Genomic DNA, 13,172 nt, shown 5'->3' with positions numbered 1-13,172 from the left:
ATGGCTTGTTTCTAGACATCGCTTCTGCTAATTGCACCCAATGGAGAATCAATGCAAAAGTTCCCAATCTTGCAGCATCAAAATAGCATCTCTATACAAAGATAAATCCGCCTGGTTAACTTCTATTCCCTCTCCGATTCCTTGGAGAAGGGTAATTGTCAATTTTCCTCCCAAATGTTCGCGGAATTCGGTAAGCCCCCTAAACAGACAATGCGGATGATCTAGTTGATCTAATTGCTCTGTCAATGCCGATACGTACAAAGTAAAGCCTAATTTTTTGAGTGTAGTTAGAACCCTTTGCCACTCTGATTGCAAGAGTTGCCCTGTTAAATATGAATAGGTTGTATCTAAAGCGATGCCGATCGCTACAGCTTCACCATGACGTAGGCTGTAATTAGTTAAATGCTCTAGTTTGTGAGCAGCCCAGTGTCCAAAGTCTAAAGGACGTGATGAACCCATTTCAAAGGGATCGCCGCTACCAGCAATATGCTCTAAGTGCAACTGAGAACAACGATAGATCAGTCTTTCCATTATGTCCATATCTCGATTAGCCAATTTATCGGCATTAGTCATAATGAAATCGAAGAAATCTGCATCTTTAATCAGCGCTACTTTTACCGCTTCTGCAATACCCGATCGCCAATCTCGATCGTCGAGGCTAGTCAGAAAATCAAAGTCATTCAAGACAGCATAAGGTGGCATGAATGTACCCAAAAAGTTTTTCTTACCGAAGGCATTGATTCCGTTCTTTACTCCTACACCCGAATCATTTTGTCCTAATACTGTTGTCGGTACTCGTAGCAACCGAATTCCTCGGTGAGCCGTTGTTGCTGCATATCCTGCCATGTCTAGGACGGCTCCACCTCCAATTGCTAAGACGTAGGAGTGACGGCATAATCCAGCTGCATTGATCCGCTGATGAATTTGTTCTATAAATCTAGAATCGTTTTTGACTGCTTCTCCACCCGGAACTACTATCGGCTCACCGCTCAGTGTTAGTACATCTTCATAACATTGGGCATAGGCTGATAATTTTTTTAGCAATCCATCTTGATACTGTAAAAATCCTCCATCTACCACTGCTAGTACTTGTTTTGGAGTTGTCTCTCCATCTGCGGCGATCGCTTGTGCAAGTAAAGGATTATCTAACTGAAACAGACCTCTAGTGAAGTGAACATCATAATTGAAGGTAACACGGACACATTGGTTAATTGGTTGTAGATTAAGAGCGCTTTTTTGTTGAATAGCCATTTGAATATTATTACTTTCTAAGTACATATAAATATATACACTATTGCAATTAAACTTAACAGCAGTATAGACAAAACAGATCCGTTATCTAATTCAATTTTGAAATAAATTACTAGCCAAATCTATTTAATAAACCAATCATAGTTTTGAAGTATTTTTGTCTAACAGATAAAGTTCAAATTAACATGAATTTACAATTTATATTAATGCCTATGCTTGATATGTGAGGTTAGTAATGGAGATCATTATTACATAAAATTCTAATTTTTTTCCGTAAGATAATTTTAGGATTTATCTAATCAAAATGGTATCTTTACAGTATCTTCTTTAAAGTCAGGATATTTTTATAGATTCAGTGAAGTTATAATTCTAGTAGTATATTATCTAACTGCTTCAAACCCAAAAAATCAAGTTTAGTGCTATATTTTATACTTGGTTGTCACAAAGAAGTTGGGCAACTTATGCTGAATTTATCATGAGTAAAGTAAACAAATTACTGCATCACTGGTTGTTAAAGTCTCTTTCAGAGAAAGCTTTTACCTGGTTGGAACAAAAGCAGGCACAGATCGCTAACGGCGCCGCTGAACGAGTGTTTTTTACGGCTTTTAGTGCTGTGCCGCGTTATCTAGGTAAACAGGATTTACAGCTAACATTCCAAGACTTGGAAGCAGCAGAGGATCTGATTCCCGGCTGGTATCCTGGTAATTGGAGTGTAGATCAAGCAGGTCGCACACTTTTGCTTCTAGCTTTGCCCCACGATGATGCTGAGGGCTATGTACAAACTCTCGATCGAGTCTTCTCCACTGCCGATATGGGGGAGTTAGTTGTCCTTTATCAAAGTTTGCCGCTTTTACCACATCCAGAGTTACATCGCCACCGTACTGCTGAGGGAATCCGCAGCAATATGAGTAATGTATTCCAAGCTATAGCACTACGTAACCCTTATCCAGCGAATTACTTAGATAATGCTGCTTGGAATCAGATGGTACTGAAAGCTGTGTTTGTCGGCAGTCCGTTGCATCTAATTTGGGGTCTAGATCGGCGTGCTAACCCAGAATTGGCGAGGATGTTGGCAGACTATGCCCATGAACGCTGGGCAGCTAAACGTTCAGTTACGCCAGAACTTTGGCGGCCTGTAGGACGGTTTGCCGATAGCGCCATCATCACAGATTTGGAAAAAGTACTAGCTAATGGGGATGTACACGAGCAAGAAGCAGCAGCCTTAGCTTGTGCTGAGTCTCCTTTACCCCAAGCGCAAGCATTACTTTCTCATTACCCAGATTTACAGTCATCCATTCAACAAGGTAATCTGACTTGGAGCAGTTTTAGCCGCGATGCCTGCGGCGAGCCACGCTAACGCCTCTTTGTTTACAAATAAAAGGGAGTAGGGAGTGGGGATGAGGGAGAAATCAATTCAAAATTAAAGTACTTCTGCCTCCTGCCTCCTGCCTCCTGCCTCCTGCCTCCTGCCTCCTGCCTCCTGCCTCCTCTTTCCCAATGCCCAATTATTAAAACCATGATGTTTATCGATCCTCACATTCACATGTGTTCCCGTACTACTTACGATTACTTAGTAATGCGGGAATATGGAATTGTCGCCGTTATTGAACCAGCCTTTTGGTTAGGACAACCCCGAACTAACGCTGGCTCATTTAAAGACTACTTCAGTAGTCTTGTGGGCTGGGAACGGTTTCGTGCTAGTCAGTTTGGCATCCAACACTACTGCACAATCGGCCTAAATCCGAAAGAAGCTAACAATGAAGCGCTAGCAGCTGAAGTTATGGAACTGCTACCACTTTATGCGTGTAAAGAAGGAGTTGTTGCTATTGGTGAAATTGGTTATGACGATATGACGGAAGCAGAAGATAAGTACTTTTGTCAACAGTTAGAATTAGCCAAAGAACTTGATACGCTGGTACTAATTCATACTCCTCATCGCAATAAAAAGGCAGGTGCTAGTCGGAGTATGGATCGCTGTATTGAATATGGTTTAGATCCCTCACAAGTAGTTATCGATCACAACAACGAAGAAACTGTTGAAGAAGTATTAGGACGGGGTTTTTGGGCGGCTTTTACGATTTACCCACAGACGAAGATGGGTAACGCCAGGATGGTAGAAGTTGTCCGCAAATATGGATGCGATCGCATCATTGTAGATAGTAGTGCTGATTGGGGCATTAGCGATCCTTTGGCAGTTCCAAAAACGGCTCAGTTGATGTTAGATAGGGGTATTCCTGAAGAACATGTGCGAGCAGTTTGTTATGAAAATGCCCTAGCTGCTTACAGTCAAACGGGGCAAATGAAAGCTTCAGACTGGCTCAATCCTCAATCTATCGATCAACGTCAGTTATTCAGTGGTAATTCTGTGCTAAGGGGACAAGAACCAGGAATCAAATCAGCTTCAGATTTTGTGTTGATTGAGTAGAAAATGGGAAGGGGGGATTGGGCATTGCAAGAGAGATTTCCATCTTAATATGCAATTTATTTTGAAAAATTACTAGGCAGGGAGGCAGATAAGTGAATGTTGCAAGCTTAAATTTTCAAAGCTGGCGGGGTTATCTGGAATTGATGCGTCCTGCTAATATTGTTACTGCTTGGGCGGATATTCTTCTAGGTTTTGCTGCTTCTGGTTCTGGGATTATTTTTGTTCAATTAATGAATGGAGAAGCAAGTTTTTCCATACTAATTCCATTAGCTTGGTTGTTATTAGCTACAACTGGTTTATATGGCGGCGGTATAGTTTTTAATGATGTTTTTGATGCCGAATTAGATGCAAAAGAGCGACCAAATAGAGCAATTCCCAGTGGTCGCGTATCTCGTCAAAATGCTACTTTATTGGGGAGTATACTGTTTGCAATCGGGATTGTAGCTGCTTTTCAAGTATCGTTGTTGAGTGCTGCGATCGCAACATTTATTACTCTTTCATGCCTCCTCTATAACTCACTCGCCAAACATCATCCTTTTTTCGGCCCTTTAAATATGGGTTTGTGCCGTGGCAGTAACTTATTATTAGGTGTAAGTGCTGTACCCGAAATAATCGGAGAGCGTTGGTATTTAGCACTGATTCCTGTTGTTTATATTGCTGCTATCACCGCAATTAGCCAAGGTGAAGTTCACGGAGGTAAGAAGATTACGGGAGTACTCGCACTACTGCTAATTGCAATAGTTTTGACAGCAGTTTTAGCTTTAGGATTATTAGAAGAGTATAGAGCGATCGCAGCCCTACCATTCGCTATTTTATTAGCTATTAGAATCTTGCCTAACTTTATCAAAGCGGCACGAGAACCGATAGCCGAAAATATCCGCAATGCTGTGAAAATAGGTGTTTTATCTCTAATAGTCTTAGATGCAACCGTTGCATCTGGTTTTGCTGGTTTGTATTACGGTTTATTAGTTCTAATCTTGTTACCCATTTCGATGAAGTTAGCAAAAGTATTTGCTGTTACTTAAATTTGAATGTGTACATCCAGTAATACCATTAATCGGCTGTAGGGGCGCACATCTATGCGCCCCTACCCATGAATATGTAGCAAGTATTTTGTGAAATAGTTTAAGCCAAAGAAAACAGATTACATATACAAAGGATAGAGCTAGAAAATGAAAATTACAAAAAACAATAATTTTCACTTAACTTATTGCAGCAATATTCATCCTGGTGAAAGTTGGCTAGAGGTTTTCGCTAATTTAGAGAAGTACATTCCCGAACTCAAGTCACGTTTATCGCCAACAGAACCTTTTGGTATTGGCTTGAGGTTAGCAGATGTTGCTGCAAAAGAACTTTTAGAAAGTAATAACTTGGCTCAATTCCAAGCTTGGCTCATTCAACAAGATTTATATGTTTTCACCTTAAACGGATTCCCTTATGGCGGATTTCATCGACAGGTGGTAAAAGACCAAGTTTATGCACCAGATTGGTCTACACAAGAACGAGCTAATTATACATTAAACTTGGCACACATTTTAGCGAGTCTATTACCCCAAGGGCTTGATGGCGGAATTTCTACACTACCATTATCCTATAAACCTTGGTGGGTAAAAGACCAAACAACTTTCGAGACTGTTCTGAAAAAGAGTTGTTTGAACATCGCATCTGTTGTTGTAGAAATGATTCGTATCCGTGAAGAAACAGGAAAGATACTTCATATCGATTTAGAACCTGAACCTGATGGATTAATTGAAAATACCTCAGAAGTAATTGATTTCTATCAGAATTGGTTATTACCCATTGGTGGGAATTATTTATCACAAAAATTAAACATTGAGCAGAATTTAGCAGAAATGAAATTGCTAGAACACGTTCGGGTTTGCTATGACACCTGCCATTTTTCGGTTGAATATGAGGAACCAGAATCTGTATTTACACGTTTGCAATCGGCAGGAATTAAGATTGGCAAAATTCAAATCAGCGCTGCAATTAAAGTAAAAATACCTGCTGAGGTTGAGAAGCGTAGTTTGATAGTTGAACGCTTACGTCCTTTTGCAGAATCTACCTATCTTCACCAGGTAATAGAACGTCGTAGCGATGGTACACTCCATCACTATCCTGATTTAATAACTGCATTACCACATTTAGAGCAATCTCTAGCTGAAGAATGGCGCACTCACTTCCATGTGCCAATTTTTATTCATGATTATCAAATTTTGCAATCTACGCAAGATGACATTGCTACTGTTTTACAGCTACTTCAGACAAATAATGCTTGTTCACATTTAGAAATTGAAACTTACACTTGGGATGTATTGCCGTCAGAAATGAAGATAGATATGCTGACTTCTATTCAGCGTGAATATGAGTGGGTATTAAAAATAATTCGTAATTCGTAATTCGTAATTAATTAAGATTTGAACTGGATTTTTGAGTTTAAATCTGTAGAGATGCATTATGGTGCATTTCTAGTTAATTTTTTCAAATTGGTATAAGAGAGGATTAAGTTTATGCAGAAAACAGTTGTTCTAAATGTCGTGGGGTTAACGCCCAGCTTATTAGGAGAAAATACGCCGTTTTTATCTTCTTGGGCTGCGAAGGGGCAGGTAGCTTCTATAGAAAAAGTACTACCTGCTGTGACTTGTTCTGTTCAAGCTACTTATTTAACAGGAAAATTGCCTAATGAACATGGAATTGTCGCTAATGGTTGGTACTTCCGCGATGAATGTGAAGTGAAGTTTTGGCGACAATCTAATAAACTAGTACAGGCTCCCAAAGTTTGGGAAATAGCTAAATCAATCGATCCAAACTTCACTTGTGCCAACCTTTTTTGGTGGTACAACATGTACTCGACAGCAGATTATGCTATTACGCCGCGCCCAATGTATCCCGCAGATGGGAGAAAATTACCTGATATTTATACCCATCCTAGTGATGTGCGATCGCAAATTCAATCTGATTTAGGAAATTTCCCTCTGTTCGATTTCTGGGGGCCAAAAACTACCATTAGTTCTAGCCAATGGATCGCCAATTCTGCTAAATGGATTGAGGAACGCTACAGCCCGACATTATCACTAGTTTATCTACCACATTTAGATTACTGTCTGCAAAAATTTGGTAACAATCAAACAGAGATTCAAGCAGATTTGCGAGAAATTGATGCTGTTTGTGGCGATTTAATTGAATATTATCAAGCACGTAATACTCAGGTAATTATTCTTTCTGAGTATGGTATTACACCAGTTTCTAAAGCGGTAGATTTGAACCGCGTACTACGAGAAAACGGTTTAATAGCTGTGCGAGAAGAATTAGGGCGAGAACTGCTCGATTTTGGTGCTAGCATTGCCTTTGCCGTTGCCGATCATCAAATTGCTCATGTATATGTGAACGATCCGGCGTACATCCCCAAAGTGCGATCGCTTTTAGAAGCGACTGAAGGCGTGGCGCAAGTGTTGGATGAAGAGGGTAAACAAGCCTACCATCTCGATCATCCTAGATCGGGAGAGTTGGTAGCGATCGCTCAATCTGACGCTTGGTTTACCTATTATTATTGGCTCGATGATGCGAAAGCGCCTGATTTTGCTAGAACTGTAGATATCCACCGCAAACCTGGTTACGATCCTGTAGAACTTTTCCTCGATCCGCAAATAAAATTTCCTCAAGGAAAAATTGCTCTCAAGTTACTTAAGAAACAACTGGGTTTTCGCTATCTTATGGATGTGATTCCTCTGGATGCTTCCCTGGTGCGTGGTTCTCACGGTAACGTTACCACTTCTGTTGATGAAGGGCCTCTATTTATCACCCATCAGACTCACCTAGTTAATGAAGATCAAATTGAGGCGACAGATGTTTGCTCGTTGATTCTCAAACATTTAAATACCTGAAAGGCAGTATAGAGAAGATATATCGTCTCTACATCTTAGTAAAATACAAAAAAATTCCTTGTAATTCATAATCATATCGAGTATGATTTTTATGTAAACTCGTTATGACTATGAATTAGATTGTTCTATCTGTAGGTATCTATCTACTGACTAAAATGTACTGTGGGCAATCTGAGTAACTTACATGGAGAGCTTCTTTAACCATGACTGAACCCCAAAACTTGACAACTGCTGACGGTATTCCAGTTAGCGATAACCAGAACTCACTTACAGCTGGAGCGCGTGGCCCTGTATTAATACAAGATTTTCATCTCTTAGAAAAGCTGGCTCATTTCAACAGAGAACGTATTCCTGAAAGAGTTGTCCACGCTAAAGGTGCTGCTGCTCACGGCACTTTGACTATTACCAATGACATTACCCGCTACAGTAAAGCCAAACTTTTTTCTGAAATTGGCAAGAAAACGGAACTTCTCTTGCGTTTTTCTACAGTCGGAGGAGAAAAAGGTTCAGCAGATGCCGAGCGCGACCCTAGAGGTTTTTCCCTCAAGTTTTATACTGAGGAGGGTAACTGGGATCTTGTAGGTAACAATACCCCTATTTTCTTCATCCGCGACCCTTTGAAGTTTCCTGATTTTATCCATACCCAAAAGCGTAATCCCCAAACCAATTGCAAAGATCAGAATGCAAAGTGGGATTTTTGGTCACTCAGTCCAGAATCGCTTCACCAAGTAACGATCCTCTTTTCAGATCGGGGAATTCCCAAAACCCATCGACACATGGACGGTTTTGGTAGCCACACCTTCAGTTTAATTAATACCGAGGGCGATCGCGTTTGGTGTAAATTTCACTTTAAGAATCTGCAAGGGCATCAAACCTTGACAGAGGAAGAATCCGCTAAGATTAAGGGCGAAGATCCCGATCATGCAACTCACGATCTGTTTGAAGCGATCGCTCAAGGTGACTATCCCAAATGGCGGATGTGTATTCAGGTGATGACCGAGGAGCAAGCGGCAAAACATCCTGATAATCCTTTTGACTTGACCAAAGTTTGGAAACAAGGGGAATATCCTTTAATTGAAGTCGGGATATTAGAGCTAAATCGTAACCCTGAGAATTATTTCGCCGAAGTAGAGCAAGCTGCTTTTAGCCCTAGTGCAGTGGTTCCTGGCGTTAGTTTTTCTCCAGACAAAATGCTGCAAGCTCGCATCTTTTCTTACCCAGATGCTCAACGGTATCGCTTGGGTGGTAACTATCAGCAACTACCTGTTAACCAGCCCAAATGTCCAGTGATGCATTATCAGCGAGATGGCTTTATGGCTCCGGGGAACAACGGCGGTAGCGTTCCTAACTATGAACCGAATAGTGCTGAAGGTACGCCCAAAGAAAATCCAGCTTATGCAGAACCACCTAGTCATTTAGGCGATGTCACAGTCGATCGTTACAGTCATCGTGAAGGAAACGACGATTATACGCAAGCAGGTAATCTGTATCGGTTACTAACTCCTGAGCAGCAGGAGCGTCTGGCTCATAATATCGTCGGCAGTCTCTCTCAAGCAAGGGAAGACATCCAAATGCGTCAACTTTGCCACTTCTTCCGGGCAGATATTTCTTATGGTCGTCGTGTAGCTGAAGGATTGGGCATTTCAATCGATCCCTCAATGCTGGGTGCTACTGCTCAACCTGTAGGTAACTGGTAGCCTCATAGTTTCGTAGTGGCGTGTCAAGACTAAATTTGTGCATTAGCAAACTCTTGTGGGATGGGCTTCTAGCCCGTCCTAATTGGCGGGCAAGATGCCCGCCCCACAAGAAAATTTATTGCAACATTTTAGCCTTGACACGCCAGTAGGGTGTGTTATACCGTAGGCTAACGCACCGAAACATCAGATGGTAAGCTACGTACTTAAGCTAGATTTAGATCCCCGATTTCTTGAAGAAGTCGGGGATTTGATCAATGAAAACAGACTCATTAATGGAGCTAAAAGACTCATTAATGGAGCTAAAAGACTCATTAATGGAGTTCAAAGACTCTTTAATGGAGCTAAAAGACTCATTAATGGAGTTCAAAGCCTCTTTAATGGAGCTAAAAGACTCTTTAATGGAGTTCAGAGACTCATTAATGGAGCTAAAAGACTCATTAATGGAGCTAAAAGACTCATTAATGGAGCTAAAAGACTCTTTAATGGAGTTCAAAGGCTCATTAAGTAGATAAACAAAAATATTTACAGTTAGTGCGATCGCACCCTTCGCAAAGCATATCGTAGAGAAGTAGTCTTAGGCGTTGCGATCGCATTATTTCGCTTCACTGCATTTGCAATGACATTGTGTAATTAATTATATTGCCTACTTATGAGACTAAAATTTAAATCCCAGACGGATAATGTAGACGGTGTAGATTACCTAAATTGCTAAAACGAACGAGAGACAAAAGCAACCCTTCTCCTGAATAAAGGCTGACGATTCTGCCTGAATAAAGGCTGACGATTCTGGCGCAAGTATTCTAGATTTTCACGAAAGGTTATTGTATTGGGATGATTTGCCCCTAACCTTTGTTCAGCAATCGCCAAAGCTTGGATGTAGAAAGGTTCGGCATCGTTGTACATTGCCTGTGAACGATAGAGTTCTGCCAAATTGTTCAGGCTAGTTGCCACATCCGGGTGTTCATCCCCCAGCAGTTGACGCCTGAGTGCCAATGCTTGAATGTAAAGGGGTTCGGCTTCGCTATATCTGCCTCGGGAGTTGTAGAGTGACGCTAGGTTGTTGAGGTTAGAGGCGACAGATGGATGTTCTTCTCCCAGCAGTTGACGCATGAGTGCCAATGCTTGGATGTAAAGGGGTTCGGCTTGGCTGTATCTGCCTTGGGAGTAGTAGAGATTCGCTAGGTTGTTGAGGTTAGAGGCGACAGATGGATGTTCTTCTCCCAGCAGTTGACGCATGAGTGCCAATGCCTGGATGTAAAGGGGTTCGGCTTGGCTGTATCTGCCTTGGGAGTAGTAGAGATTCGCTAGGTTGTTGAGGCTAGAGGCGACAGATGGATGTTCTTCTCCCAGCAGTTGACGCAAAAGTGCCAATGCTTGGATGTAAAAGGGTTCGGCTTGGCTGTATCTGCCTTGAGAGTTGTAGAGATTCGCTAGGTTGTTGAGACTAGTAGCAACAGATGGATGTTCTGCTCCTAGCAGTTGACGCAAAAGTGCCAATGCTTGGATGTAAAGGGATTCGGCTTGGTTGTATCTGCCTTGGGAGTAGTAGAGTAACGCTAGGTTGTTGAGGCTAGAGGCGACAGATGGATGTTCTTCTCCCAGCAGTTGACGCCTGAGTGCCAATGCTTGGATGTAAAAGGGTTCGGCTTGGCTGTATCTGCCTTGAGAGTTGTAGAGATTCGCTAGGTTGTTGAGGCTAGAGGCGACAGATGGATGTTCTTCTCCCAGCAGTTGACGCCTGAGTGCCAATGCTTGGATGTAAAAGGGTTCGGCTTGGCTGTATCTGCCTTGAGAGTTGTAGAGATTCGCTAGGTTGTTGAGGCTAGAGGCGACAGATGGATGTTCTTCTCCCAGCAGTTGACGCCTGAGTGCCAATGCTTGGATGTAAAAGGGTTCGGCTTGGCTGTATCTGCCTTGAGAGTTGTAGAGATTCGCTAGGTTGTTGAGACTAGTAGCGACAGATGGATGTTCTGCTCCTAGCAGCTTGCACCTGAGTGCCAATGCTTGGATGAAAAGGGGTTTAGCTTGGCTATACCTTCCCTGAGAAAGGTAAAGTAATGCCAAATTGTTCAGGCAAGTTGCCACATTCGGGTGTTCATCCCCGAAACGTTCTCTAGCAGCTGATAGACTTTGTTCATACCAAAGTAAAACTTGCTCGTCAGTCCCTTGTCGTTCGTAAAATCTACCTAAGCCAACAACAGCCGAAATTAAATCTTCATTGCTGATCCAATCTTGATCAACTGTGGCAACTTCTGCAAGGTGAGGAATAGCAAGGGTTGCTTCAGCAATCTCTCTGAGTGCGGGTTTCTGAGGGATGTTCCGCGCTATTGCTACCATTGCTTGACAATAGTGCTGTGCTAATTCAACAAGTGGCTTTAACAACCAGCTACCCAATCCTAACTCCGCCTCTCCCAAAGCCAGAGTCAGCAATTCCACAACTTCATCCCGCAATTGGGCATCGGTGAGTATGGGGGGAAATTTTTCTTGCAGTTCGCTAATAAACATTGCTTGAGCCACAACTGCTCTAGCTATTGGTGCATAATATTCACTCAAATCAGATTCGGAAACTGTGAGCAATGCCCGTTCATACGGTTCACTGTGGATAACCGCCTCTCGTGCTGGCTCAAATACCTCTGCAATTCCCGCCTCTTGCAACTTAGCTTGCAGTTCCAATGTCGGAGTGAGACTCGCTACACGAGATTGTAAAACATCCCCTGGTTCTTCCCCAAAGGGATTTCCTGACTCAATCGGTTTCAAAGACAACAGCCGTAATTCATACAGACAATCTCGGTATAATTGCCCCCACAATACAATATCTGCGTCTTCTTCTCCTTGAGATAAAGCCAGTGTCGCATTCTCCAAGGGTACTGATGCCCGATTCTCATTGAACTTTGCACCTAATACACCCCAAAGGCAGGGAGAAACTTTGATATCAGGACGTTGGGCGTGAATTTTTTGCTCAATTATCTGAAAGGTTTCGTTATATTCTCGTTCTCTAATGCCTGTGCCATGTACAAATATTACAGTAGTCATTGTGATAAGGCTGGCTAGCGATCGCAATCCTCTGTATTATTCCTCACTACTTTCTCTGACACAAGTTGATTTTAGGGACTTCTAATTATCTAAATAAACGAACCACAGAGCCGCAGAGAACACAGAGAGAGGAGAAATGAGAGGGGTTTTGTGTCTGTTTTGGGATATTTTTTATTTGGAAGTACCTTATTCACTTTGTTTATTGAAAATTTCTAAAATCTGTCGGCAAATTTGTTTGAGCTTATCCTCGATTTCACCAGAAGGCGAAGATGTGCCGACAACATTCCAGTTTTCTACCGTAGAAAGTCGCCACGCCTCACCGCGATGATCGAATCCAGCTACCTCCACGCCGATCGCACGCCGGGAATTATTGATGGGATCTTGATAAAATCGGATTTGAATTAAAATACTGCGACTTCGCCAAGATTTGCTAATACCAGGAAAGTGAAAGCCAATATCTATAGAATCGGGATCGACTAACTCCCTAGTTTCCGGGTCATTTTTCCAGGGTTTGAGATCGGATTTGGCATCAGGAAACTCGAATTTGAACAAATTAACTACCGTGGCAATGTTGCTGGCGAGTTCAAGGTTCGTTGCCTGTTCAGCTGCGTTCACTAAAAAACACTCCTATATCGCGTCGGCATCTTCGGGGATGTGAAGAGAGAAAAACCGCCAGAAGGCTTATATATATTGGTGTTTCAGCTTATCAAGAGCTTTGATATTTAGCAACTCTAAATCATATTTCCCTAACAATATCAGTTAACGTGAGTTCGACAAGTTTTATTTGACCTCTCCCCCAGCCCCTCTCCGACACGGAGAGGGGAGCAAAAAGCTGAATTTTTCCTTGCTCCTCCCTTTCCGTTTCGGAGAGGGAGGCTGGGA

10 protein-coding genes are annotated in these 13,172 nt (G+C 42.2%); 7 read left to right on the top strand and 3 right to left on the bottom strand.

What is annotated here, in order from left to right:
• Positions 1 to 48 precede the first annotated feature (48 nt).
• Positions 49 to 1,251 (bottom strand): 3-dehydroquinate synthase, encoded by a 1,203-nt coding sequence (locus CDG76_RS21405; RefSeq protein WP_094351085.1) that lies wholly within the window; start codon positions 1,249 to 1,251, stop codon positions 49 to 51.
• A gap of 475 nt (positions 1,252 to 1,726) precedes the next feature.
• Between CDG76_RS21405 and CDG76_RS21400 the strand changes: the two genes are divergently transcribed.
• The 7 genes from CDG76_RS21400 to CDG76_RS37505 all read left to right on the top strand — a co-directional run bounded on the left by CDG76_RS21400 (position 1,727) and on the right by CDG76_RS37505 (position 9,769).
• Positions 1,727 to 2,608, top strand: a complete 882-nt coding sequence (locus tag CDG76_RS21400; protein WP_094350935.1) for an EboA family metabolite traffic protein — start codon at positions 1,727 to 1,729, stop codon at positions 2,606 to 2,608.
• A 159-nt stretch (positions 2,609 to 2,767) separates the two neighbouring features.
• On the top strand, positions 2,768 to 3,676 hold the full coding sequence (locus tag CDG76_RS21395; protein ID WP_094350934.1) for a TatD family hydrolase: 909 nt from the start codon (positions 2,768 to 2,770) through the stop codon (positions 3,674 to 3,676).
• A 92-nt stretch (positions 3,677 to 3,768) separates the two neighbouring features.
• Positions 3,769 to 4,701: a UbiA-like protein EboC gene (gene eboC / locus CDG76_RS21390; RefSeq protein WP_317616131.1), complete on the top strand. Its 933-nt coding sequence runs from the start codon at positions 3,769 to 3,771 to the stop codon at positions 4,699 to 4,701.
• A 147-nt stretch (positions 4,702 to 4,848) separates the two neighbouring features.
• Positions 4,849 to 6,075 (top strand): metabolite traffic protein EboE, encoded by a 1,227-nt coding sequence (gene eboE / locus CDG76_RS21385; protein WP_094350933.1) that lies wholly within the window; start codon positions 4,849 to 4,851, stop codon positions 6,073 to 6,075.
• 111 nt (positions 6,076 to 6,186) lie between these two features.
• Positions 6,187 to 7,560, top strand: a complete 1,374-nt coding sequence (locus CDG76_RS21380) for an alkaline phosphatase family protein (protein ID WP_094350932.1) — start codon at positions 6,187 to 6,189, stop codon at positions 7,558 to 7,560.
• Positions 7,561 to 7,763: 203 nt separating this feature from the next.
• Complete coding sequence (locus CDG76_RS21375) at positions 7,764 to 9,257, top strand: catalase (RefSeq protein ID WP_094350931.1); 1,494 nt, start codon at positions 7,764 to 7,766, stop codon at positions 9,255 to 9,257.
• 254 nt (positions 9,258 to 9,511) lie between these two features.
• Positions 9,512 to 9,769 (top strand): hypothetical protein, encoded by a 258-nt coding sequence (locus tag CDG76_RS37505; protein ID WP_223265317.1) that lies wholly within the window; start codon positions 9,512 to 9,514, stop codon positions 9,767 to 9,769.
• Positions 9,770 to 9,965: 196 nt separating this feature from the next.
• Here CDG76_RS37505 and CDG76_RS21365 read toward each other — a convergent pair whose 3' ends face one another.
• Together CDG76_RS21365 and CDG76_RS21360 are read right to left on the bottom strand one after the other, a co-directional pair.
• On the bottom strand, positions 9,966 to 12,290 hold the full coding sequence (locus CDG76_RS21365; RefSeq protein WP_223265316.1) for a tetratricopeptide repeat protein: 2,325 nt from the start codon (positions 12,288 to 12,290) through the stop codon (positions 9,966 to 9,968).
• Positions 12,291 to 12,476: 186 nt separating this feature from the next.
• Positions 12,477 to 12,905 (bottom strand): hypothetical protein, encoded by a 429-nt coding sequence (locus CDG76_RS21360; protein ID WP_094350930.1) that lies wholly within the window; start codon positions 12,903 to 12,905, stop codon positions 12,477 to 12,479.
• Positions 12,906 to 13,172 lie beyond the last annotated feature (267 nt).

It is taken from the genome of Nostoc sp. 'Peltigera membranacea cyanobiont' 210A (assembly GCF_002246015.1).
Classification (GTDB): Bacteria; Cyanobacteriota; Cyanobacteriia; order Cyanobacteriales; family Nostocaceae; genus Nostoc.
Note: the sequence above shows the minus strand (reverse complement) of the source record. Positions and strands in the feature narration are given on the sequence as shown.